The sequence below is a fragment of the Enterobacter cloacae complex sp. S1 genome (assembly GCF_014930525.1).
In the GTDB taxonomy this organism is placed as follows: Bacteria; Pseudomonadota; Gammaproteobacteria; order Enterobacterales; family Enterobacteriaceae; genus Enterobacter; species Enterobacter hormaechei_C.
Genome location: NZ_JADBRE010000036.1, coordinates 25508 through 49037 on the forward strand (window position 1 = coordinate 25508; position 23530 = coordinate 49037).

Annotated in this window: 19 protein-coding genes; 11 read left to right on the forward strand and 8 right to left on the reverse strand. The window is 56.4% G+C overall.

The features are described from left to right. From pqqD to pqqF, 3 genes are read left to right on the forward strand one after another with little or no spacing between them, the layout of a single operon-like run. Positions 1-279, forward strand: a complete 279-nt coding sequence (gene pqqD, locus IM290_RS19755) for a pyrroloquinoline quinone biosynthesis peptide chaperone PqqD (protein WP_003857508.1) — start codon at positions 1-3, stop codon at positions 277-279. Beyond that, positions 266-1408 carry a pyrroloquinoline quinone biosynthesis protein PqqE gene (pqqE, locus tag IM290_RS19760; protein ID WP_022651046.1) on the forward strand — a complete coding sequence of 381 codons (1143 nt, stop codon included), beginning with the start codon at positions 266-268 and terminating at the stop codon, positions 1406-1408. Before pqqD ends, pqqE begins: the two co-directional genes overlap by 14 nt. A 5-nt stretch (positions 1409-1413) precedes the next feature. After that, positions 1414-3690, forward strand: a complete 2277-nt coding sequence (gene pqqF, locus IM290_RS19765; protein ID WP_193041901.1) for a pyrroloquinoline quinone biosynthesis protein PqqF — start codon at positions 1414-1416, stop codon at positions 3688-3690. 87 nt (positions 3691-3777) lie between these two features. Here pqqF and IM290_RS19770 read toward each other — a convergent pair whose 3' ends face one another. Together IM290_RS19770 and IM290_RS19775 are read right to left on the reverse strand one after the other, a co-directional pair. After that, complete coding sequence (locus tag IM290_RS19770) at positions 3778-6207, reverse strand: glucose/quinate/shikimate family membrane-bound PQQ-dependent dehydrogenase (protein ID WP_193041900.1); 2430 nt, start codon at positions 6205-6207, stop codon at positions 3778-3780. A 346-nt stretch (positions 6208-6553) separates the two neighbouring features. Next, positions 6554-6973, reverse strand: a complete 420-nt coding sequence (locus IM290_RS19775) for a translesion error-prone DNA polymerase V autoproteolytic subunit (protein WP_003857514.1) — start codon at positions 6971-6973, stop codon at positions 6554-6556. Between the two features lie 325 nt (positions 6974-7298). On the opposite strand from IM290_RS19775, the gene IM290_RS19780 reads away from it, so the two are divergent. After that, a complete protein-coding gene (locus tag IM290_RS19780; RefSeq protein WP_003857516.1) occupies positions 7299-7499 on the forward strand; it encodes a hypothetical protein in 201 nt (66 codons plus the stop codon). A gap of 46 nt (positions 7500-7545) precedes the next feature. Here IM290_RS19780 and IM290_RS19785 read toward each other — a convergent pair whose 3' ends face one another. After that, a complete protein-coding gene (locus tag IM290_RS19785) occupies positions 7546-8412 on the reverse strand; it encodes an aldo/keto reductase family oxidoreductase (protein ID WP_023296516.1) in 867 nt (288 codons plus the stop codon). A gap of 145 nt (positions 8413-8557) precedes the next feature. Between IM290_RS19785 and IM290_RS19790 the strand changes: the two genes are divergently transcribed. Then, positions 8558-10219 carry a methyl-accepting chemotaxis protein gene (locus IM290_RS19790; RefSeq protein ID WP_193041899.1) on the forward strand — a complete coding sequence of 554 codons (1662 nt, stop codon included), beginning with the start codon at positions 8558-8560 and terminating at the stop codon, positions 10217-10219. Positions 10220-10251: 32 nt separating this feature from the next. On the opposite strand, the gene smrA is transcribed toward IM290_RS19790, so the two are convergent. Beyond that, entirely contained in the window at positions 10252-10815 is a 564-nt protein-coding gene (smrA, locus tag IM290_RS19795; protein WP_015570640.1) for a DNA endonuclease SmrA, read from the reverse strand. Positions 10816-11165: 350 nt separating this feature from the next. After that, a complete protein-coding gene (locus tag IM290_RS19800) occupies positions 11166-12071 on the reverse strand; it encodes a LysR family transcriptional regulator (protein ID WP_193041898.1) in 906 nt (301 codons plus the stop codon). A 175-nt stretch (positions 12072-12246) separates the two neighbouring features. Here IM290_RS19800 and IM290_RS19805 point away from each other — a divergent pair, with 175 nt between their 5' ends. The 6 genes from IM290_RS19805 to uspE all read left to right on the forward strand — a co-directional run bounded on the left by IM290_RS19805 (position 12247) and on the right by uspE (position 19122). Continuing rightward, positions 12247-13557, forward strand: a complete 1311-nt coding sequence (locus tag IM290_RS19805) for a M20 family metallo-hydrolase (RefSeq protein ID WP_193041897.1) — start codon at positions 12247-12249, stop codon at positions 13555-13557. Then, a complete protein-coding gene (locus IM290_RS19810; protein ID WP_193041896.1) occupies positions 13557-15002 on the forward strand; it encodes a M20 family metallopeptidase in 1446 nt (481 codons plus the stop codon). The genes IM290_RS19805 and IM290_RS19810 overlap by 1 nt, the downstream gene beginning before the upstream one ends. A 44-nt stretch (positions 15003-15046) precedes the next feature. Continuing rightward, positions 15047-16573, forward strand: a complete 1527-nt coding sequence (gene abgT, locus IM290_RS19815) for a p-aminobenzoyl-glutamate transporter (RefSeq protein ID WP_022651040.1) — start codon at positions 15047-15049, stop codon at positions 16571-16573. A gap of 9 nt (positions 16574-16582) precedes the next feature. Next, positions 16583-17098, forward strand: coding sequence for a methylated-DNA--[protein]-cysteine S-methyltransferase (gene ogt, locus IM290_RS19820; RefSeq protein WP_015570643.1), 516 nt, complete (start codon positions 16583-16585; stop codon positions 17096-17098). Positions 17099-17281: 183 nt separating this feature from the next. Next, entirely contained in the window at positions 17282-18034 is a 753-nt protein-coding gene (fnr, locus tag IM290_RS19825) for a fumarate/nitrate reduction transcriptional regulator Fnr (protein ID WP_000611906.1), read from the forward strand. Positions 18035-18171: 137 nt separating this feature from the next. Next, positions 18172-19122, forward strand: a complete 951-nt coding sequence (uspE, locus tag IM290_RS19830; protein WP_006808916.1) for a universal stress protein UspE — start codon at positions 18172-18174, stop codon at positions 19120-19122. A 42-nt stretch (positions 19123-19164) separates the two neighbouring features. Here the strand turns inward: uspE and IM290_RS19835 are convergent, their stop codons facing one another. The 3 genes from IM290_RS19835 to pntA all read right to left on the reverse strand — a co-directional run bounded on the left by IM290_RS19835 (position 19165) and on the right by pntA (position 23310). Then, positions 19165-20274 (reverse strand): mechanosensitive ion channel family protein, encoded by a 1110-nt coding sequence (locus tag IM290_RS19835; RefSeq protein ID WP_017694101.1) that lies wholly within the window; start codon positions 20272-20274, stop codon positions 19165-19167. A 107-nt stretch (positions 20275-20381) separates the two neighbouring features. Then, entirely contained in the window at positions 20382-21770 is a 1389-nt protein-coding gene (gene pntB / locus IM290_RS19840; RefSeq protein WP_003857541.1) for a Re/Si-specific NAD(P)(+) transhydrogenase subunit beta, read from the reverse strand. Positions 21771-21780: 10 nt separating this feature from the next. Next, positions 21781-23310: a Re/Si-specific NAD(P)(+) transhydrogenase subunit alpha gene (gene pntA / locus IM290_RS19845; RefSeq protein WP_017384575.1), complete on the reverse strand. Its 1530-nt coding sequence runs from the start codon at positions 23308-23310 to the stop codon at positions 21781-21783. Between the last annotated feature and the right edge of the window lie 220 nt (positions 23311-23530).

The following is a 23530-nucleotide window of genomic DNA, read 5'->3' on the forward strand; positions in this document are numbered from 1 at the left end:
ATGCAAAAAAACTCCATCGTCGCCTTTCGTCGCGGCTATCGCCTGCAATGGGAAGCCGCTCAGGACAGCCATGTCATCCTCTATCCGGAAGGCATGGCCAAACTCAATGAGACCGCGGCCGCGATCCTCGAACTGGTCGATGGCCAACGCGACGCGGCGGCCATCATTGCCATACTCAACGAACGGTTCCCGGAAGCCGGCGGCGTGGATGACGACGTCGTAGAATTCCTGCAAATCGCTTATCAACAGAAGTGGATTATTTTCCGTGAGCCAGAATAAACCCGCTGTCAACCCACCGCTGTGGCTGCTGGCGGAGCTGACCTATCGCTGTCCGCTACAGTGTCCTTACTGCTCTAACCCGCTGGACTTCGCCCGGCAGGATCAGGAGCTGACCACCGAACAGTGGATTGAGGTTTTTCGCCAGGCGCGGGCGATGGGCAGCGTGCAGATAGGTTTTTCCGGCGGCGAACCGTTGACGCGTAAAGATCTGCCGGAGCTGATCCGCGCCGCCCGCGATCTCGGTTTTTATACCAATCTGATCACCTCGGGAATTGGCCTGACGGAAAGCAAACTCGACGCGTTCAGCGAGGCCGGTCTGGACCATATCCAGATTAGCTTCCAGGCCAGCGATGAAGTGCTCAACGCTGCGCTGGCGGGGAATAAAAAAGCCTTCCAGCAGAAGCTGGCGATGGCCAAAGCGGTCAAAGCCCGTGATTACCCGATGGTGCTGAATTTCGTCCTGCACCGGCATAATATCGATCAGATCGATAAAATCATCGAGCTGTGCATCGAACTGGACGCCGACGATGTCGAACTTGCCACCTGCCAGTTCTACGGTTGGGCGTTCCTTAATCGTCAGGGGCTTCTGCCGACGCGGGAACAGATTGCCCGCGCGGAACGCGTGGTTGCCGAATATCGGCAAAAAATGGCCGCCAGCGGCAATCTGACTAACCTGCTGTTCGTCACCCCCGATTATTACGAAGAGCGGCCAAAAGGCTGTATGGGCGGCTGGGGGTCGATTTTCCTCAGCGTGACCCCGGAAGGCACGGCGCTGCCCTGCCACAGCGCGCGCCAGCTGCCGGTGGATTTCCCGTCGGTGCTTGAGCAGAGTCTGGAATCCATCTGGTATGACTCTTTCGGCTTCAACCGCTATCGCGGGTTTGACTGGATGCCGGAGCCGTGCCGCTCCTGCGATGAAAAGGAGAAGGACTTCGGCGGCTGCCGCTGCCAGGCCTTTATGCTCACCGGGAATGCGGATAACGCCGATCCGGTGTGCAGCAAATCGCCGCATCATCATAAAATCCTCGAGGCGCGCCGCGAAGCAGCCTGTAGTGATATGAAGATCGGTCAGCTTCAGTTCCGCAACCGTACCCGTTCTCAGCTTATCTATAAAACTCGGGAACTGTAACGATAATGACCACCCGCATCGTGGAACTGGCAGGCGGTTTGCGCGCAACGCTGGTGCATCAGCCGCAGGCGACACGCGCGGCGGCGCTGGCGCGCGTGAGTGCCGGAAGCCATCACGAGCCACCGCGCTTCGCCGGTCTGGCGCATTTGCTTGAGCACCTGCTGTTCCGCGGTAGCCAGCGCTATCAGGGCGATGATCGACTCATGGCCTGGGTCCAGCGCCAGGGCGGCAGCGTCAATGCCACCACGCTGGCTCGCCATAGCGCTTTTTTCTTCGACGTTGCCGCCGATAACCTGTCCGACGGCGTCGCGCGGCTGCGGGATATGTTGCTGGCGCCGCTGCTTTCACCGCATGACATACAGCGCGAAGTGGCGGTCATTGATGCGGAAAACCGGCTCATCCAGCAACATGATTCCGCCAGGCGCGAAGCGGCGGCGCGCCACGCGATGGAAGAACCCGCGGTTTTTCGCCGTTTTCAGGTGGGTAGCAAGGAGTCTCTCGGGCAGGACCCGGGATCGCTGCAAGCCGCGTTGCGCGACTTTCATCGTCGCTATTATGTGGCAGGACACCTGCAATTGTGGCTGCAAGGGCCGCAAACGCTGGATGCGCTGGCCGAGCTTGCCCATACGTTTGCGTCAGGTTTTGCGTCAGGAGGCATGCCTGAAACCGCTCCCCCGTTGCGTCTTAGCGCTGAAGCAGATTATCAGCTGGCGGTAACGGAGCGACCCGCACTGTGGCGTTGTCCGTTAATCCGAAAAAGTGACAACGTCACTTTATTTCGGGAGTTTTTACTGGACGACGCCCCCGGAAGCCTGATTACCGGGCTACGGGCGCGCGGGCTGGCAGAAGAGGTAGCCCTGAACTGGCTTTATCAGGATGACGATTACGGCTGGGTGGCGCTAACGGTTGATAGCGAACGGCCCGAGGACATTGACCCGCATATTACCCACTGGCTACGGGCGCTACAGCAAACGACGGATGAGCAGCAGCGGCATTATTATCGGCTGGCACAGCAGCGTTTCAGCGCCCTGCCGACGCTGGAGCAGCTGCGCCAGCGGGCATTTGGTTTTGCGCCCGGCGCGGCGCCCGTAGGTTTTTCCGCCTTCTGTGCTGACTTACTGGCGGCGCCAGTCTCGTATCTGGCCTGCAAAAAAATGGAAACCGCTGAAATTATTGCCAGCCAGGGTTTTGCCCTGCCGCTTAGCCATTGGCGTCGCCAGCCGGTTGCAGATGATAGCCCCATCGCGTTTTCCTTCTACCCGCAGACTGCCAGGTATGCTGCGCCAGCCCCGACGTCAGAAGCCGCTCCACTGCTGCATTTGTCGGCGCAGACACAACCGCCGACGCTGATCCTGCGCAGGCCTTTTTATTCGCGCGTGGACAGGTCACAGGGGGTGGCGATGGGCAAACAGTTACGCCCTCTTCTTGCTGAGCTGCGCCATATCGACGGCAGCGGCGAGTGGCAAACGGTTGACGGTAGCTGGCAGCTCACCCTGCGGCTTCCTGACGCCGTGGTGACGGCGGAACCCATCATCGGGGCGATAATCGATCGCCTCTCCCACCCCGCTCCGGCGATTACGCCAGTGCCAGAAGGCATTGCCATCCGTGAGCTGCTTCAGCAATTGCCTGAACGTCTGGCATCGGACCCGCCACGGGACGGCTGGCTGGCGGCGTTAGTTGGCGGCAGCGCCGGACACGCGCACGGGTTAGCCCGGCAGCTTGGCCTGCTCCGGACGCCGGTTAACGCTAAGCCGTTGCCGTTAAGCGGTTGTCCCGGCGGGATCGAACACATCCCGCACGCCAGCGCGGATTCGGCGCTGCTGGTGTTTATTCCCCTGCCGCCGGGCGCGTCGCTCGCCGCGCTGCGGATGCTGGCGTTATGCTGCGAACCGCAATTTTTCCAGCGCCTGCGCGTGGAACAGCAGATTGGCTACGTGGTCAGCTGTCGTTATCAGCGTATTGCCGATCGCGATGGCCTGCTGCTGGCGTTACAGTCGCCTGACCGTTCTCCCGTGAACCTGTTGGGTTGCTGCAAACGATTTTTGCGTGAGCTGACGCCGTGCGATAAGGCAGCGTTCAGCGTGTTGCGACAGCAGCTGGCAACGCAGATCCGCTCACCGATGGATGCCAGCGCCACGGCAGTGGCCGCCCTGCGCCAGCGCTATGGTTTGCCGGTGTTAACGCCGCAGGCTATTGATGCCCTGCAACCTGACGAGATAGTCGCGCTATGGCGCGAGATGACTCGCCGTCGCCGACGCTGGCGGGTGCTTTTCACGGGCTGACCGGAACCGGCGCTTTCTTCCTGTGCGTAGTTTTTAGTCAAAAAAAAAGCCCCGTACTACGACGGGGCCGGGCTGCTTATTTCGCTGTTATTTATCCAGCGCGTAGGCAATCACGTAGTCACCACGATCCGGCGACTGGCGTGCACCGCCGGCAGAGATCAGAATGTACTGTTTGCCGGTTTTCGGTGATACATAGCTGACAGGTCCGCCCTGGCTACCCACCGGGAGACGCGCTTTCCACACTTCTTCCCCCGTGGAGGAATCAAAGGCGCGCAGGTAGTAATCCTGGGTTCCCGCAATGAAGACCAGACCGCCCTGCGTGGCCAGCGTACCGCCCAGCGTCGGCATACCGACAGGCATTGGCATGCGCATTTTTATCCCAAACGGACCGGTATCCTGAACGGTACCGACCGGCACCTGCCAGACGATTTTCTGCGTTTTCAGGTCAATTGCGGAGAGGGAGCCAAACGGTGGTTTCTGGCACGGAATGCCCAGCGGTGACATGAAACGGTTTTTGTTGACCGAATACGGCGTCCCTTTCATCGGAACAGCGCCCATCCCGGCGTTCACGGCTTCACCGCCTGTGTTTGCCACCGCGCTCTGCGGATCTTGTTTAATCAGCTGGACCCACAGACCCAGACGCATGTCGTTGACGAAGATGTACTGGTTGTTCGGATCGGTGGACAAGCTGCCCCAGTTCATTCCCCCCAGCGAGCCCGGGAAGCTCAGGGAAATATCGGTTCCCGGCATCGTGTACAGACCGTCATAACGCATTGATTTGAAGCTGATACGGCAGGCCAGCTGGTCAAACGGTGTCGCCCCCCACATATCCGATTCTTTCAGGGTTTCCGCGCCAATCTGCGGCATTCCCACAGAGCGCGGCTGCGTTGCCGGGTACTGTTCACGTGGAATATCCGCTGGTTTTACCGGAACCTCTTTCACTTCAGTGAGCGGTTTACCCGTCAGGCGATCAAGAACGTAAATTTGCCCCGCTTTGGTGCCCACCACCACCGCGGGCTTGTTGCCCTCTTTCGTCGGGAAATCAACCAGGCTCGGCTGCATCGGGATATCGAAATCCCAGAGGTCGTTATGCACGGTCTGGTATACCCACTTCTCTTTCCCGGTAGTCGCATCCAGCGCGAGGATTGAGGTGGCGTATTTATGATCTTCCGGAATACGGTCAGCGCCCCACAGGTCGACAGAGGAACTTCCCATCGGGATAAACACGGTATTCATCGACGCATCCCAGGACATAGGGGCCCAGGAGTTTGCAGAGCTACGTTTGTAGTGTTCACCCGGCTTCAGAACATAGTTCGGATCCGGATTACGCGGGTCGAACGCCCAGCGCAGCTGGCCGGTGATCACGTCATAACCACGTATAACGCCTCCCGGCATATCGGTGCTGACGTTATCCGCAACGCGGCCGCCAACGACAACCGTCGTACCCGCCAGCGTCGGGGCCGACGTCAGCACGTAGGTGGGATCTGACGCGTCGCCCATCCCTTCATGCAGGTTAACGCTGCCGTTAGTACCGAAGTCCGGGCAGAACTTGCCGTTATCGGCGTCTAACGCGATCAGCTTACCGTCGATGGTGTTCATCAGGATACGGCGCTGGCATGCAGCGCCCGGTGCCACCTGCGCTGGCAGAACCGGCGTGGAGCCGGCTACCGTTGGCTGCGCCAGCGGTTTGGTGGCATCAAAGTACGCCAGACCACGGCAGCGCATCCAGATTGCAGACTTGGCGTTGATTTCCGCTTTCCAGATCTCTTTCCCGCTATCGGCATCCACGGCGATCACGTTGTTATGCGGCGTACAGAGGAAGACACGATCACCAACCTGTAGCGGCGTTTGCTGATCTTCTGCGCCATTGCCGTCCGGACTTTCCGGTACGTCACCGGTATGGTAGGTCCAGACCGGTTTCAGGTTTTTCACGTTGTCACGGGTTATCTGGTCCAGCGCCACAAAGCGACTACCGCCAGCCGTATTACCGTAGTGATCCCAGTTCTGCTGTTTCGCATCATCTTTTACCGGCACCAGCGGGCGTTTTTCACCGCTAAACGGCACGGTCGGATGGGGTTGAAACATCTGAACAAAGGTGACGCCCATGGCGATAATAAGGACCGCGCAGACCCCCAGGGCCCCTTTTGCGCAGGACGGTTTTCCTTCACGTTTACGCAATGCAGGCCAGGTGGCGGCTGCCAGCACCATCAGCCCGGCGGGTACCATTAAACGGGAAACCAGCGGCCAGAAGTCGAGCCCGGCATCGAAAAATGCCCAAATCAGGGTGCCAAGAAACACCAGGGCAAACAGCCCCACGGCAGAGGACTTGCGGCGGAAGAACTGAATCGCAGAGAGCAGAGTGATAACCCCGGCGATGAGAAAATACCAACTCCCCCCCAGGGAAACCAGTTTAAAACCGCCGATGGCAAAAAAGAGCCCCGTTACAAGAAGTATCACACCCACCAGCAGGCACCACGGGCCTAACCAGCCGGATGGGCGGGGATTATTGTCTGACATAAAAATGAATCTCCTGATTACTTTATAACAGCAGGGTTTTATTGACTGCCACGATGCTAAAACCCTGCATAACATCAATTGTTCGTGTGCGAATCATAAATTAAAATTATAATGTAGACAAAATGTATTCTGTCGGAAGAAAAGAAAACTCACTAAAGTGCAGGAACATAACAAAATAAAAAAATGGGATATCACTCTGTAATTCGCCAATACCAGAATATTTGACCAGTCAGTTCCGGCTTATGCGATGAATATCAGGTTTGCCGACAAGACAGCCCCGATAACGTAAGATTTTTGCATGATGAGAATTAACTTATTGCCTATTAATTAAGCTTCACAAACACGATCAGCTCGCGGATTTCACGATATACGTCACTACACCAAAGATATCGAGCGTATCGTCGCTGCCGACAATAATCGGTGAATAGGCGCTGTTCATGGGGTTGAGTTGAATATTGGGACGCAACTGGAGGCGCTTCACGGTAAATTCGCCCTCTACCGCCGCAATCACGATATCGCCATGCTCAGGCTTGCGGGAACTGTCCACCACCAGCAAATCACCGTTATTGATCCCCCCTTCTATCATCGAGTCACCGGCGGCTTTGACAAAGTAAGTGGAGCTGGGATGGGCGACTAATAACTCGTTTAAATCGATACGCCGCTCTACATAATCCGCTGCCGGGCTGGGGAAGCCGCACTGTACTAAGTCGCTGAAAAGTGGAATAGCAACGATTTCACGCAACTCTGCGGGTCTGAAAAAGATCATGATAAATACCTCCATACTGTTTTTATATACAGTAGTTTTAACTGAGGTATCGATCAAGCCATGTCAGCGTAAGCGGCTGGCTACGCCTTAACCGCTTCGCTTATAACCCCCTATAGCAATGAAGATTATTTGCTTTGTAAATTTTTACGTATGGGCAAGCTTAACGCGTCATAAAACATCACTATTAAATCACTTACTAATGACTTCTAAATACAAAAAACACAACTTAGCTTCACTGCACAATCACTATCCATTGACTTTCCATTTAGACTGGCGCATATTTTACAGCACAAATTAACAAGACAATTTTTGGAGGACGTTTTCTATGCCCGCCCGTGATTATCCCGATAAGCGTGTTGCTCGCGGTGTCGCAAAGGAGGCCGAACTCAGGATGTTAAGCGCGCGCATCGATCCTGCGCTGATGGAGTACATCCGCATTACTGCGTATGAAACACGGAAAAGTAAGCAGGAAATCGTGGCGGAAGCATTAGCGCTTCACCGCCAAAGAAGTCAGATTGGATCATAAACAGCAAAAGCCCGAAAAATCCTCCGGGCTTTTGCTGCCATCGGGATTACCCCACCAGCGAATTTAACGTCTCCAGCGCCTCAGGCGGCAATACCAGATCGGCTGCCGCCAGGTTTTCACGCAGATGCGCCACCGACGAGGTTCCCGGGATCAAGAGGATATTTGGCGAGCGTTGCAGCAGCCATGCCAGCGCCACCTGCATCGGCGTCGCGCCCAGTGAATCCGCCACCGCCTGTAGTCCGGAAGATTGCAGTGGCGTGAAACCTCCCAGCGGGAAGAACGGCACCCAGGCAATCCCCTGCTGCGCCAGCGAATCGACCAGCGCATCGTCACCGCGATTCACAACGTTGTACATATTCTGTACGCACACCACGGAAACCATCTTCTGCGCTTCAGCGACCTGCGAAGCGGTGACGTTGCTCAGCCCAATATGGCGAACCAGCCCCTGCTGTTGCAGCTCCGCAAGGGTGCTCAGCGGCGCGGCAATCGAACCTTCCGCCGGTCCGTGGGTGCTAAACATGATCCGCAGGTTAACCACGTCCAGCACATCCCGCTTCAGGTTACGCAGGTTGTCATGCACCGCCTGCGTCAGCTCCTGCGCGGAAAACGCCGGCAGCCAGGAGGCATCCTCGCCGCGTCGGGCTCCGATCTTGGTCACAATCGTAAGGTCGTCCCGGTACGGATGAAGCGCCTCGCAGATAAGCTGGTTGGTCACATGAGGTCCGTAAAAATCGCTGGTATCAATGTGATTCACACCCGACGCCACCGCTTCACGCAGCACCGCCAGCGCCGCATTTTTGTCTTTTGGCGGACCAAAAACGCCAGGCCCGGCAAGCTGCATCGCGCCATAGCCAAATCGTTTAACCGTACGCGTTCCGAGCGTGAACGTTCCGCTTTTATCTATGCTGCTCATGCTGACCTTCCTCATAAAAAATGATCCGGATTTACAATAGGTTCCGCAACGAAACCATTAGTTAAGCAATAGTAAAATTAAAGTTTAAATTCGCTACGACGATAGTATTGATGTAACCCTGCCTCTTCTCTTACGGATGACCGCCATGCTGAAAAATCTGCACGTGATTACCGGTATTATCTTTGCCCTCACCATATTCTGTCTGCTGCAAGTTGTCACGGGAGGGTTGTTCTACTCTGCCGTTAACAACGATCGTCACAACTTTCAGAACTCCGGGTTACTCAATGCCCAACAGGAGAGCCTGAGCGACAGCGTGAACACGCTGGTGAAAACGCGCGTTACCGTCACCCGCGTGGCGATCCGCTACCTGAAAAACCAGCGCGATCCGGCCTCTCTCGCAGCAATCAACACGCTGTTGGGCACCGCGAACGGTTCGCTGACCAAAGCCGAAGACTATTACAAAAACTGGCAGGCGATTTCGCAGGTGAAGGGCCAGAATGCCGCGCTCACCGAAGAGATGCAGAAAGCCTGGAAGCAAATGCACGAGGTGATGCGCTTGTCCATTGAGTATCTGCGCGCCGATAACTATCAGGCCTATGGCGACCTGGACGCCCAGCAGGCGCAGGATGAGATGGAGGCGGTCTATACCCGCTGGCGCGCTGAAAACAACGTGCTGCTGAAAGCCGCCGCCGAAGAGAATCAGAGCAGCTTTACCCAGATGCAGTGGACGCTGGCGGCGATCTGCCTGACTGTGATCGCCGTGCTGGTGGTGATCTGGCAGGGTTTACAGCACCTGCTCCTGAAACCGCTCAACGCCATCATGAACCATATTCGCACCATCGCGAGCGGCGATCTGACGCAAAATGTCGCGATTACCGGGCGCAACGAGATGGGCCAGCTGGCTGCCGGTCTGCACGAGATGCAGCAGTCGCTGGTGAGTACCGTCAGCGCCGTACGCGGCAGCACCGATTCGATCTACACGGGCGCAGGAGAAATTGCCGCCGGGAGTAACGACCTTTCCGCGCGAACCGAGCAGCAGGCAGCCTCGCTGGAAGAGACCGCCGCCAGCATGGAAGAGCTGACTGCCACGGTGAAACAGAACTCGGATAACGCCCGTCAGGCGACGCTGCTGGCAAAGAATGCGTCTGAAACCGCCGCACGCGGCGGTCAGGTGGTGGATAACGTGGTGCGTACCATGAATGACATTGCCGACAGTTCTCAGCAAATTGCGCATATCACCGGCGTTATCGATAGCATTGCCTTCCAGACCAACATTCTGGCGCTCAACGCGGCGGTTGAAGCCGCCCGTGCCGGGGAACAAGGTCGCGGCTTTGCGGTCGTGGCAGGTGAAGTGCGGACGCTAGCCAGCCGCAGCGCGCAGGCGGCAAAAGAGATCAAAGGGCTTATCGAGAACTCTGTCAGCCGGGTGAATACCGGCTCGGAACAGGTAAGCGAGGCGGGTGCGACCATGAAAGAGATCGTCGCGGCCGTGACGCGCGTGACCGATATTATGGCTGAGATTTCCTCGGCGTCTGACGAGCAGAGCCGCGGTATAGAGCAGGTCAGCCTGGCGGTCTCGCAGATGGACAGCGTCACGCAGCAAAACGCCGCGCTGGTACAGGAGTCGGCAACGGCGGCGGCAGCGCTGGAAGATCAGTCTGAACAGCTGCGTCAGGCCGTGGCGGCATTCCGGCTGAACGCTCAGGCATCGCTGGCGGCTCGCCCTAAAAACGTGAAAACGCCCGTACTGCTGCGCCCGTCAGCGGCAGGCGCGAATACAGCTGACGCGAACTGGGAAACCTTCTGAGTGACAGGCGGGCATCTCGCCCGCCTTCCTGATTAGCGGCTGCGCTTGGCGTGGCGCTCCCAGTTATCTCGCTTCGCATCCTCTGACTTACGCAACGAGACATAGCATGCTCCGCTGCCGCCGTGATGCGGCTGCGCTTCGCAAAAGGCCTGTACTTCGTCGAACTCGGTCAGCCAGCGCGCAAGATAGCTGCGCACCACGTTAGGATGCGACTGCTGTTCACGCCCTTTACCATGCACGATGATCAGGTTGCGTAGCCCGTCACGTCCGGCCTGGCGAATAAAGGAATAGACCAGCTGGCGGCATTGCTCCGCAGGCTGGCGTAACAGCGTTAAGCTGGCCTGACGGGAATATTTGCCGGAACGCAGCTTATCAAATACCCCCTGCTGTACCCCTTCGCGCTGGTACATGAGCGGCTCGGCAAGGGGCAATAGTTCCAGAAACCCCAGCGTCAGAAAGTTATCGAGCTGCTCAGTATCTATTTCCTGACGCGCCCGCGTATTGCGGCTCTGCTGCCAGTGAATATCCGCGCAGCGTTTGAGCGGCTGGACATCCTCCATGGCGTCAAGAAAAAGTGATTTGTCGTCAGGGTTCATGGAAATCCTCCGGCTACATCTGAGTGATGTACTATACCTGCGCCCGTTGCGGGTCTCAATCATCCAGGCCCAGGTTCAAATAATGGCTTAAGGAACAGATAATCGCAGACGCAATAAATTTAATCTAACCTTAACTTAAATTTCAGCCGTAATTAATTAAATAATTTACGTTAAAAAATCGTGAAATCAATCACTCAACGTCCTTCTCTTTTAAGAAAAAGCTGTTATAACTTAATAAACCTGCCCAATGGATAATGCATGTAGGATCCGCGAAAGGACGCACGACTGTGTGTACTGTGGAGTCTGTCTGATGTCGGGCAGACTCTATTTTTTTATTGTTGTTATTTTTATTAAATTAATTTCCTGGCTTCCCTTCGAAACTGCGTGATTAATGATTCGGCAAGCGGTGTCTGGCGAGAATCACGACGCTGAATTAAATAATATGCTGCTTTAGGCAGGGTTTCGACAACCGGCAGCATTATCAGACGGTGCGCCAGAAGCGGATCGCAGCCCAGCTCCTGCGGTAAAATGCTGATGAAATCGCTTTGTGCGACGAGGCTAATACAGGAGGAAAAGGTCTCACAGACAACGCCAATTCGCGGTATTTGAGATCGATGGCTAAAAGTATCCTGCAACTGCTTATAATAACTTCCCCGGGGCGTAGGCATCGTCCAGTTATATTGCAGAAGCTCATTAATTGAGGTCACCCCTGTCGCCGGATGACCTGCCCGACAAAATACGGCAAAAGGCTTTTCGAACAGCTTTTCAAAGGTAAATTCATGATCGTACGGCCCCTGATAATAGGTATTGATGGTAAAGTCCAGCTCACCCTGACGTAATTCATTAATCATCGACACCAGCTGGCCTTCCATAATCCGGACGTTGACCTGAGGATGCTGCGCATGAAAACGCGTAATGACGGCCGGCATCAGGCTGCGTGAAATGCTGGCTCCCATCCCAATATTGATCTGCCCGGCAAGTTCGCCCTGCCGCTGGCGGATGTCATCCTGCGCCGCGCGTAGCTCTTCCAGAATCAAATTAGCGCGGTGATAAAACCCTTCTCCGCACTCGGTCAGCGCGACGCCTTTACTCCGGCGCACAAACAGCTGGGCCGCCATACCCTCCTCCAGTTCTTTAATGGATTTGGTCAGCGCGGGCTGCGAAAGATTAAGCGTCCGGCTGGCGCCGCGAATACTGCCCTGTCGCGCCACTTCGACAAACGCCCTGATTTGATGAAATTTAATCTGAAATGACATAACGAGACCGATAACCGTTGTTTATCAGAGTAAAGAAACTGTCATCTACTTTAATGGAAACGGATGTGCGAGGGTAATTCCTGAACGGTTAAAACTGTGAAAAAACGATTAGTGATAAGTAAAAACTATCACAGCGTGAAGCAGTTCACATATTTTAATGATGACAGGAAAAGATATGAACGCACTGGCGCAGTACATTCAGACATTAGCTCCACAACTGAGCGCATGGCGTCGCGATTTCCACCATTTCGCGGAATCCGGTTGGGTGGAGTTTCGAACAGCCGCGAAAGTCGCGGAGATCCTCGACTCGCTGGGCTACGAACTGGCGATGGGGCGCGACGTGGTCGATGCCGAAAGCCGTATGGGACTGCCCGATGACGCCACCCTTTCACGAGAGTTTGCCCGCGCCCGGGCGCAGGGTGCGCCGGAGAAATGGCTGGCGCCGTTTGAGGGCGGGTTCACCGGCATTGTCGCGACCCTGAATACCGGCCGCCCCGGCCCGACGCTGGCGTTTCGGGTAGACATGGATGCACTTGATTTAAGCGAAGCGCTTGACGAAAGTCATCGCCCCTTCCGCGACGGTTTTGCCTCCTGCAATGCGGGAATGATGCATGCTTGCGCGCACGACGGCCATACCACCATTGGTCTGGGGCTCGCGCAGGTGCTTAAGCAGCATGAAGCGCAGCTCAACGGCACCATCAAGCTAATTTTCCAGCCTGCCGAAGAAGGCACCCGCGGCGCGCGGGCTATGGTCGCCGCAGGCGCGCTGGACGGCGTGGACTACTTTACCGCCATTCATATTGGGACCGGCGTTCCGGAAGGGACGGTGATCTGCGGCAGCGATAACTTCATGGCGACCACCAAATTTGACGTGCGCTTTACCGGGGTCGCCGCACACGCTGGCGGTAAACCAGAAGAGGGCCGTAACGCCCTGCTCGCGGCTGCCCAGGCCGCCATCGCACTGCATGGCATCGCGCCACACAGCGAAGGCGCGTCCCGGGTTAACGTCGGGGTCATGCAGGCGGGCAGCGGACGCAACGTGGTTCCGGCTGATGCGTTGCTGAAGGTTGAAACCCGCGGCGAAAGCGAGGCCATTAATCAGTATGTCTTTGAACGCGCGCAGGCGGTAATTACCGGCGCGGCGGCGCTCTACGGCGTAACAGCCGGGGTAAACCTGATGGGGGCAGCGACCTCCAGCGCCCCTTCCCCGGCCTGGGTCGATTATCTGCGCGAGCAGGCAAGCCAGGTGCCCGGCGTGACTCAGGCCATTGATAAAGTCAAAGCGCCTGCGGGCTCCGAAGACGCCACGCTGATGATGGCCCGCGTACAGCAGAACGGCGGCATGGCCTCGTATATGGTCTTCGGCACGGAACTGAGCGCCGGACATCATAACGAAAAATTCGATTTTGATGAGCAGGTGATGAACGTTGCCATCGAAACGCTGGCGCGAACTGCGCTTAATTTCCCGTGGACGCGAGGTGTGTAATGCAGGAGAACTACGCTTTTATCGCCGATGCCATCGACACGCGATGTCAGACGTTTACCGATATTGCCGACGACATCTGGGATCATCCCGAAACGCGCTTCGAAGAGTTCTGGTCCGCCGAACGGCTCGCCAGTGCGCTGGAAGCCGAGGGCTTTGCCCTGACGCGGGAAGCCGGAGGCATTCCCAATGCCTTTATTGCCAGCTACGGCAGCGGCAAGCCCGTTATCGCCCTTCTGGGCGAATACGATGCCCTGGCCGGGCTAAGCCAGCAGGCGCACTGCGCGACGGCGCAATCCGCCACCCCGGGGGCGAACGGCCACGGCTGCGGGCATAACCTGTTAGGCACTGCTGCCTTCGCCGGGGCGGTGGCGGTGAAAAGCTGGCTGGAACAACACGGCGGCAGCGGAACGGTACGATTTTACGGCTGCCCCGGCGAGGAAGGCGGCTCCGGTAAAACCTTTATGGTACGTGAAGGGCTGTTTGACGACGTGGACGCTGCCGTGACATGGCACCCGGAGGCCTTTGCCGGGATGTTTAACGTCAGCACGCTGGCCAATATTCAGGCCGCCTGGCGGTTTAAGGGGATCGCCGCTCATGCCGCAAACTCCCCACATCTGGGGCGCAGCGCGCTGGATGCCGTGACGCTGATGACCACCGGTACAAACTTCCTCAACGAACACATCATTGAAAAAGCGCGCGTTCATTACGCCATCACCGATACCGGCGGGATTTCGCCCAACGTGGTACAGGCCCAGGCCGAGGTGCTGTACCTGATCCGCGCCCCGGAGATGGCCGAAGCGCAGCAGATCTACGCGCGCATCGAGAAAATCGCCCAGGGTGCGGCGATGATGACCGAAACCACCGTCGAGTGCCGCTTTGATAAAGCCTGCTCCAGCTATCTGCCGAACCGTACGCTCGAAGCGGCGATGTACCGCGCATTGCAGCATTATGGCACGCCGGCCTGGACGGAAGAGGAACGCGAATTTGCCCGTGAAATCCGCGCCACGCTCACGGCAAACGACCTGCAAAACAGCCTGAAAAACATTGCCGCAACGGGGGGCGAAGAGGGAAAAGCGTTTGCCCGACGCCATCAGGAGACGCTGCTGGTGGATGAAGTTGCCCCTTACGCCATCACCGATAACGTGCTGGCAGGCTCCACCGATGTGGGGGATGTCAGCTGGAAGATGCCTGTTGCACAGTGCTTTAGCCCCTGTTTTACCGTCGGCACCCCACTGCATACCTGGCAATTAGTGGCGCAGGGGCGTACCTCAATTGCCCATAAGGGCATGTTGCTGGCCGGAAAAGTGATGGGCGCGACCGCGCTGCATCTGCTTCAGGATGCCGACCTGTTGCGAAAATGCCGGGAAGAGTTCGAACAACACATAACAGAAAAACCGTACGAGTGTCCGACCCCGCAGGGCGTGACACCGTCACCTTTAAAATAAAAAAACACAACACAACAACACAACAACAGTCCCGAGGAACGCCCATGAGTATGTCTTCCATACCTTCGCATTCCCCATCCGGTAAGCTCTATGGCTGGGTTGAAAGGATCGGCAATAAAGTGCCGCACCCTTTCCTGCTTTTTATCTATTTAATTGTCATCCTGATGGTCGCGACGGCCGTGCTGTCCGCCTTTGAGGTGAGCGTGCGCAGCCCGGCCGACGGCAGTATGGTAGCAGTGAAAAACCTGCTCAGCGTTGAAGGGTTGCACTGGTTTTTGCCGAACGTGATTAAAAACTTCAGCGGTTTTGCGCCGCTGGGCGCCATCCTGGCGCTGGTGTTGGGCGCGGGACTGGCCGAACGCGTGGGTCTGCTGCCCGCGCTGATGGTGAAAATGGCCTCGCACGTCAGCGCGCGTTATGCCAGCTATATGGTGCTATTTATTGCCTTCTTCAGCCATATCTCGTCCGACGCGGCGCTGGTGATCATGCCGCCGATGGGGGCGCTGATTTTCCTCGCCGTTGGCCGTCATCCTGTTGCGGGTCTGCTGTCGGCGATTGCGGGCGTCGGCTGTGGGTTTACCGCTAACCTGCTTATCGTGACCACCGATGTGCTGCTCTCCGGCATCAGTACGGAGGCAGCCAGCACCATCGATGCGACTATGCACGTCAGCGTGATCGACAACTGGTACTTTATGGCCAGTTCGGTGATTGTCCTGACGATTGTCGGGGGGCTGATTACCGATAAGATCATTGAGCCGCGCCTGGGTAAATGGGAAGGCCGGAGCGATGAAAAGCTGGAGACGCTGAGCAAAGAGCAGCAGTTCGGCCTGCGCGTAGCCGGGATCGTCTCGCTGGCGTTCATTGCGGTGGTGGCGCTGATGGTGGTGCCGGAGAATGGCGTGCTGCGCGATCCGATCAAACACACCGTACTGCCCTCGCCGTTTATTCAGGGCATTGTGCCGCTGATAATTCTCTTCTTCTTCGTCGTTTCGCTCGCGTACGGCATTGCCACCGGCAAAATCCGCCGTCAGGGAGATCTGCCGCACCTGATGATCGAGCCGATGAAGGAGATGGCGGGTTTTATCGTGATGGTGTTCCCGCTGGCGCAGTTTGTCGCCATGTTTAACTGGAGCAACATGGGCAAGTTTATGGCCGTGAGCCTGACGGACGCGCTGGAGGCGGCGGGGTTGAGCGGTGTTCCGGCGTTTGTCGGCCTGGCGCTGCTGTCGTCCCTGCTGTGCATGTTTATTGCCAGCGGGTCGGCCATCTGGTCGATTCTGGCGCCCATCTTTGTCCCCATGTTTATGATGCTCGGCTTCCATCCTGCGTTCGCCCAGATCCTGTTCCGTGTCGCCGATTCCTCGGTGATCCCGCTGGCGCCCGTGTCACCCTTCGTTCCGCTGTTTTTAGGCTTCCTGCAACGCTACAGACCGGAGGCTAAGCTGGGTACCTACTATTCGCTGGTTCTGCCCTATCCGCTTATCTTCTTAGGGGTATGGCTGGTGATGCTGGTGGCGTGGTATCTTGTCGGCCTGCCGATTGGACCGGGTGTTTACCCGAGGCTGAACTAAGGAGTACTGATGCTGAGATTACTCGAAGATAAGATTGCGACGCCGCTGGGGCCGCTGTGGGTTATCGCGGATGAAGCGTTCAATCTGCGCGCGGTTGAATGGGAAGAGCACAGCGACCGGATGGTTGAGCTGCTCAACATCCATTATCGCGCCGAGGGTTACGAGCGTATTACTGCCCGTAATCCTGGCGGGCTGAGCGATAAACTGACGGCCTACTTCGAGGGCGATCTCAGCATTATTAATACCCTGCCAACCGCCACGGCGGGCACCCCTTTCCAGCGCGAGGTGTGGCAGGCGCTGCGTAATATTCCCTGCGGGCAGGTGATGCACTACGGTCAGCTGGCAGAACAGCTTGGCCGTGCCGGCGCGGCGCGCGCGGTCGGTGCGGCAAATGGCTCTAACCCCGTCAGCATTGTGGTGCCTTGCCATCGCGTTATCGGGCGCAACGGCACCCTCACCGGCTATGCCGGGGGCGTACAGCGCAAAGAGTGGCTGCTGCGTCACGAAGGGTATTTTCTGCTGTAATTCCCAGGCTTTTTGTGCTTAATTTTCTTCCTGTTAGGCTGATAATCCTTAATCATTCTGTGGAATTTCAAGGAGATGGCAACACGCTGCCGTCTCTTGTCTTTATTGGGGGTTTGCCAGACTTACGTCCTTACCAAAAAGATGTTAAAATTGACCAATATCAATTAAGGCTTGAGCAAACCTATGATCCCGGAAAAGCGAATTATACGACGCATTCAGTCTGGCGGTTGTGCTATCCATTGCCAGGATTGCAGCATCAGCCAGCTCTGTATCCCGTTTACTCTGAATGAGCACGAACTCGATCAGCTTGACAATATCATCGAGCGCAAAAAGCCTATTCAGAAAGGGCAGACGCTGTTTAAGGCGGGAGACGAACTGAAATCGCTCTATGCTATCCGTTCTGGCACTATCAAAAGCTACACCATTACCGAACAGGGCGACGAGCAGATCACCGGCTTCCATCTGGCAGGCGATTTAGTCGGCTTTGACGCCATCGGCAGTGGCCATCACCCGAGCTTTGCTCAGGCGCTGGAAACCTCTATGGTCTGCGAAATCCCGTTTGAGACGCTGGACGATCTGTCCGGTAAGATGCCGAACCTGCGTCAGCAGATGATGCGTCTGATGAGCGGTGAGATCAAAGGCGATCAGGATATGATCCTGCTGCTTTCCAAAAAGAATGCCGAAGAGCGTCTGGCCGCCTTTATCTATAACCTCTCCCGCCGTTTCGCGGAGCGTGGCTTCTCCCCGCGTGAATTCCGTCTGACCATGACGCGCGGCGATATTGGCAACTATCTGGGCCTGACCGTGGAAACCATCAGCCGTCTGCTGGGTCGCTTCCAGAAGAGCGGAATGCTGGCGGTTAAAGGTAAGTACATCACCATCGAAAACGGTGAAGCGCTGGCCATTCTGGCGGGTCACTCACGTAACGTGGCATAACTCTCCCGGATATCTTATGCCAGGTCGATAAATTTTCATGATTATTGATCTGGCAAAAACTTCCCCCCTGTTTCATTTAAGATATATAGGTTACTCTTTTACTTACAGACTGTGGTGACAGTAGTAAGGAGACCTGTATGGCAAAGTATCAAAACATGCTGGTGGCTATCGATCCTAATCAGGACGATCAGCCGGCATTACGACGTGCTGTGTATTTACATCAACGGATTGGTGGCAAAATTAAAGCCTTTTTGCCGATTTATGACTTCTCATACGAGATGACCACCCTTCTGTCGCCTGACGAGCGCACCGCTATGCGTCAGGGAGTGATCAGCCAGCGTACCGCGTGGATCCGCGAGCAGGCGAAATATTACCTGGAAGCGGGCGTACCGATTGATATCAAAGTGGTCTGGCACAACCGACCTTTCGAAGCCATTATTCAGGAAGTGGTGGCCGGTGGGCATGACCTGCTGCTGAAAATGGCGCACCAGCATGACAAACTGGAATCTGTGATTTTCACTCCAACCGACTGGCACCTGCTACGCAAATGCCCTTGCCCGGTATGGATGGTGAAAGATCAGCCATGGCCTGAGGGCGGGAAAGCCGTCGTGGCGGTGAATCTGGCCAGCGAAGAGGATTATCACAATTCGCTGAACGAGAAGCTGGTGAAGGAAACCATCCAGCTTGCCGACCAGGTTAACCACACCGAAGTCCATCTGGTGGGTGCCTATCCGGTTACGCCAATCAATATCGCCATCGAGTTGCCTGAATTTGACCCGAGCGTGTATAACGACGCGATTCGCGGTCAGCATCTGCTGGCCATGAAAGCGCTGCGCCAGAAATTCAGTATCGATGAGAATATGACGCACGTAGAAAAAGGGTTACCGGAAGAGGTTATTCCGGATCTGGCGGAGCATTTGCAGGCCGGGATTGTGGTGCTGGGCACCATTGGCCGGACCGGTATTTCTGCCGCGTTCCTGGGAAATACCGCCGAGCAGGTGATCGACCATCTGCGCTGCGACCTTCTGGTCATCAAACCGGATCAGTATCAAACGCCGGTTGAACTGGACGATGAGGAAGACGATTGACCCCCAAAATAAAAGCCCGCCGGTAACGGCGGGCTTTTTTTGTTACGCTTCGCTCAACCGCTGCGTCGGTGCCTCGTCGCCAGCATTCATCCAGGGCGCGTGCAGAACCATGCTCGGCAGCGCCAGCTTGATCTCCTGCTGGTTCAGCCCCTCCAGAATACGGATATTGATCTCCTGCTGAATATCCATGTACTTGTTGTAGTCCGCCGTATTAACGATATGGACCACCTCGAAGGTCAGGCGATCGCGATCGAAGCCCAGGAAATGGGCGCGGTCAAACTTCGTTTCCCCGACGTCGGTAATGATCTGTTTGACCATATCACCCACTGAACGCAGTTTGTCCGGCGCCGTGTCGCTGGCAACCCCGAAGGTAAAGACGATCCGGCGCGTTTGCATCCGTTTGTAGTTATGCAGCGTCTGTTGCAGCAGAATGGCGTTCCCGCAGACAATCTGCTCCCCGCTCAGGCTGCGGATACGGGTGGTTTTCAGGCCAATGTGCTCTACCGTCCCGGCGACATCGTTAAACACCACAAAATCGCCAATTTCGAACGGCTTATCAAAACCGATGGAAAGCGATGCAAACACGTCGCTCAGGATCGTTTGCACCGCGAGGGCGATAGCAATACCCCCTACCCCAAGGCTGGCAACCAGAGCAGTGATGTTGACGCCCGCGTTAGCAAGAATAGACAGCAGCATCACTGACCAGACTATGGCACGGAGGATAAGCCCCGTGATCACCAGCGTCACCGGGTTTTTATGGCTTCCCGGCGCCAGCATGACGTGACGAAGCCACGACACCACCCCCTGATCCATCCACAGCGCCACCTGGATAGCGAAGACCAGGAACCAGGCGTGGCTCACGGTACCAAAGAGATGATCCGGTAAGTCGACGAAACGCAGGCTGAACAACAGCGCCACGACAAAAAGCAGGAAGCGGCTGGTGCGGTTAAGCATATCCGTCAGGATAAAACGCATCCGGTTGGTGGTGGGGTGCTTGTCGCCCCAGGTAGTGATCCCTTTCTTAACGAAGGCGATCAGACGCGTCAGCAGCCAGTACACCAGCAGAGTCACAAAAACCACCGTGGCGACGCCGATCCAGAAAGATGGCGTCATCATCAGCTCGATGATGTCGAAGCGGGACAAAAATCGCATTACACCTCCTCGTATTACACAAAGGGTAAAGTATAGACAGAGGAGAAAAGCTGGCCGCAGAAATAAGAAAACCGCCCCAGGGGGCGGTTTGTCAGGATGAAGCGCAATTACAGCGCTTTCAGGATCGCATCCACGCTGGCCTTGGCGTCGCCAAACAGCATGTGGGTGTTATCTTTAAAGAACAGCGGGTTCTGCACGCCAGCATAGCCGGTGTTCATAGAGCGTTTGAAGACAATGACGTTCTGCGCCTTCCACACTTCGAGAACAGGCATACCCGCAATCGGACTACGCGGGTCGTCCTGCGCCGCCGGGTTAACGGTGTCGTTCGCGCCAATCACCAGCACGGTGTCGGTATCGGCGAAATCATCGTTGATCTCGTCCATTTCCAGCACAATGTCGTAAGGCACCTTCGCTTCCGCCAGCAGCACGTTCATGTGGCCTGGCAGACGCCCCGCCACCGGGTGAATACCAAAGCGAACCTTGATGCCGCGCGCGCGGAGTTTCTCGGTGATTTCCGCCACCGGGTACTGCGCCTGCGCCACCGCCATGCCATAGCCTGGGGTGATGATGACGGAATGCGAGTTTTTCAGCATCTCTGCGGTGTCTTCCGCGCTGATTTCACGGTGTTCACCCACTTCCTCATCAGAACCGGTTGATGAACCGTCAGAACCGAAGCCACCCGCGATGACGCTGATAAACGAACGGTTCATCGCCTTACACATGATGTAAGACAGGATCGCACCGGAAGAACCGACCAGCGCACCGGTGACAATCAGCAAGTCGTTGCTCAGCATAAAGCCTGCCGCCGCAGCCGCCCAACCGGAGTAGGAGTTCAGCATGGAAACCACCACCGGCATATCTGCCCCGCCGATAGACGCCACCAGATGCCAGCCGAAGGCCAGCGCGATGATGGTCATCACCAGTAACGCCAGCACCTGCAAGCCTACGCTTTCGGTACGTACGAAGACCACCAGCAGCACAAAGGAAACGACCAGCGCCGCCAGGTTCAGCTTGTGGCGGTTAGGCAGCATCAGCGGTTTGGAAGAAATCTTCCCGCGCAGCTTGCCGAACGCCACAATCGACCCGGTGAAGGTCACCGCACCGATGAAGATGCCGAGGAACACTTCGGTCAGGTGGATGTTCACCAGAATCGGCTCCAGGCCCGGTTCGTGGTACAGGTAGCTGTTGAAGCCTACCAGCACCGCCGCCAGACCCACGAAGCTGTGCAGAATGGCAACCAGCTCCGGCATCTCGGTCATTTCAACGCGTTTCGCCAGACGAATACCAATCGCGCCGCCGATGATCATCGCCACCAGGATCCACGCCACGTTGCCGGTGTCCGGCCCAAAGATGGTGGCAATCAGCGCAATCGCCATCCCGGCGATACCAAAGTTATTTCCCTGCTGAGACGTTTCGTGTTTGGAAAGCCCCGCCAGACTGAAAATAAACAGGATTGCAGCAACAATGTATGCGGCTGTAACTAATCCTCCAGACATATGCTACCCCTTAGCCTTTACGAAACATTTTCAGCATGCGCTGAGTCACGGTGAAACCACCGAAAATATTGATACTGGCGATCAGCACCGCAATGAAGCTCAGGAAGCTGATCCAGCCGCCATGACCAATTTGCAGCAATGCCCCGACCACGATAATCCCGGAGATGGCATTGGTGACCGACATCAGCGGGGTATGCAGCGCATGAGAAACGTTCCACACGACGTAGTAACCCACCACGCAGGAGAGCGCGAAGACGGTGAAGTGGCCAAGGAACTCTTTTGGCGCGACATCCGCCAGCCAGCCAAACAGGATAATAACCAGCGCCATGATGGCGTATTTGCGCCACGGCGACGCAGGTTTTGCTGGCTCCGCGGGCTCTGGCGCCGCTTTCGGCGCAGCCTGAGGTTGAGCGGAAACCTGAATCGGCGGTGCAGGCCAGGTGATTTCCCCTTCACGCACCACGGTAACGCCACGCACCACCACATCATCAAAATCAACGGTAATGTTGCCGTCTTTCTCTTTGCAGAGCAGCTTCAGCAGGTTAACGAGGTTCGTGCCGTACAGCTGAGAGGACTGGGTTGGCAGACGCCCTGGCAGGTCGGTATAACCGATCACCTTCACGCCGTTCGCGGTCGTCGTGACCTGGTTTGGCACGGTATACTCACAGTTACCGCCGTTTTGCGCCGCCAGATCGACAATAACGCTGCCCGGCTGCATGGAATCCACCATCTCACGGGTGATCAGCTTCGGCGCCGGTTTACCCGGAATAAGCGCGGTGGTGACAATGATGTCCACCTCTTTTGCCTGCGCCGCAAAGAGCGCCATTTCCGCCTTAATAAAGGCTTCAGACATGACCTTTGCGTAACCATCACCGCTGCCCGCTTCTTCCTTGAAGTCCAGCTCAAGGAATTCGGCGCCCATACTCTGCACCTGCTCCTTCACTTCCGGCCGGGTATCAAACGCGCGAACAATAGCGCCCAGGCTGTTTGCGGCCCCGATAGCGGCAAGACCTGCCACACCGGCACCAATCACCATCACCTTCGCGGGTGGTACTTTACCTGCCGCCGTAATCTGACCGGTAAAGAAGCGACCAAACTCATGCGCAGCCTCGACAATGGCGCGATAGCCGGCAATGTTCGCCATGGAGCTCAGCGCATCCAGAGACTGCGCGCGCGAAATACGCGGCACGGAGTCCATCGCCATCACGGTGACACCGCGTGCTGCCAGCTTCTCCATCAGCTCCGGGTTTTGGGCTGGCCAGACAAAGCTCACAAGCGTCGTGCCCGCGTTCAGCAGTTCAATTTCACTCTCTTCCGGTGCGTTGACCTTCAGAATGATGGGTGATTGCCAGACCTCAGCACCGTCCACTACGTCCGCGCCAGCCTGAGTAAAGGCCTCGTCATCGAAACTCGCCAGTTTGCCCGCGCCGCTTTCAATCGCGACGGTAAAACCCAGTTTAAGCAGTTGCTCCACCGTTTTTGGTGTCGCCGCTACGCGGGTTTCATTGGCTAACCGTTCTTTTGGTACCCCAATACGCATAGTTTTCCCTTCCATCGGTTTTTGATGATGGTTTGTCGATAATTGCCCACGGTTTGTATCAATTTTCACCATCGAGATATCGACGGAGAATGATTAACCCCGGAAAATAAAACAGTAACAAACTTTCTATAACCTACTGAAAATAGCGCCCGTGATCTACCGCCAGAAAACACTATTTCTTACTTTATCTGTGAAAAATAAGCGATCGGGGTCACTGACA

Excerpts from the sequence above, each read along its gene's own strand:
- pqqD (WP_003857508.1), top strand. The coding sequence starts at position 1 with ATGCAAAAAAACTCCATCGTCGCCTTTCGTCGCGGCTATCGCCTGCAA.
- pqqF (WP_193041901.1), top strand. The coding sequence starts at position 1,414 with ATGACCACCCGCATCGTGGAACTGGCAGGCGGTTTGCGCGCAACGCTG.
- IM290_RS19770 (WP_193041900.1), bottom strand. The coding sequence starts at position 6,207 with ATGTCAGACAATAATCCCCGCCCATCCGGCTGGTTAGGCCCGTGGTGC.
- IM290_RS19775 (WP_003857514.1), bottom strand. The coding sequence starts at position 6,973 with ATGATCTTTTTCAGACCCGCAGAGTTGCGTGAAATCGTTGCTATTCCA.
- IM290_RS19780 (WP_003857516.1), top strand. The coding sequence starts at position 7,299 with ATGCCCGCCCGTGATTATCCCGATAAGCGTGTTGCTCGCGGTGTCGCA.
- IM290_RS19785 (WP_023296516.1), bottom strand. The coding sequence starts at position 8,412 with ATGAGCAGCATAGATAAAAGCGGAACGTTCACGCTCGGAACGCGTACG.
- IM290_RS19790 (WP_193041899.1), top strand. The coding sequence starts at position 8,558 with ATGCTGAAAAATCTGCACGTGATTACCGGTATTATCTTTGCCCTCACC.
- smrA (WP_015570640.1), bottom strand. The coding sequence starts at position 10,815 with ATGAACCCTGACGACAAATCACTTTTTCTTGACGCCATGGAGGATGTC.
- IM290_RS19800 (WP_193041898.1), bottom strand. The coding sequence starts at position 12,071 with ATGTCATTTCAGATTAAATTTCATCAAATCAGGGCGTTTGTCGAAGTG.
- IM290_RS19805 (WP_193041897.1), top strand. The coding sequence starts at position 12,247 with ATGAACGCACTGGCGCAGTACATTCAGACATTAGCTCCACAACTGAGC.
- IM290_RS19810 (WP_193041896.1), top strand. The coding sequence starts at position 13,557 with ATGCAGGAGAACTACGCTTTTATCGCCGATGCCATCGACACGCGATGT.
- abgT (WP_022651040.1), top strand. The coding sequence starts at position 15,047 with ATGAGTATGTCTTCCATACCTTCGCATTCCCCATCCGGTAAGCTCTAT.
- ogt (WP_015570643.1), top strand. The coding sequence starts at position 16,583 with ATGCTGAGATTACTCGAAGATAAGATTGCGACGCCGCTGGGGCCGCTG.
- fnr (WP_000611906.1), top strand. The coding sequence starts at position 17,282 with ATGATCCCGGAAAAGCGAATTATACGACGCATTCAGTCTGGCGGTTGT.
- uspE (WP_006808916.1), top strand. The coding sequence starts at position 18,172 with ATGGCAAAGTATCAAAACATGCTGGTGGCTATCGATCCTAATCAGGAC.
- IM290_RS19835 (WP_017694101.1), bottom strand. The coding sequence starts at position 20,274 with ATGCGATTTTTGTCCCGCTTCGACATCATCGAGCTGATGATGACGCCA.
- pntB (WP_003857541.1), bottom strand. The coding sequence starts at position 21,770 with ATGTCTGGAGGATTAGTTACAGCCGCATACATTGTTGCTGCAATCCTG.
- pntA (WP_017384575.1), bottom strand. The coding sequence starts at position 23,310 with ATGCGTATTGGGGTACCAAAAGAACGGTTAGCCAATGAAACCCGCGTA.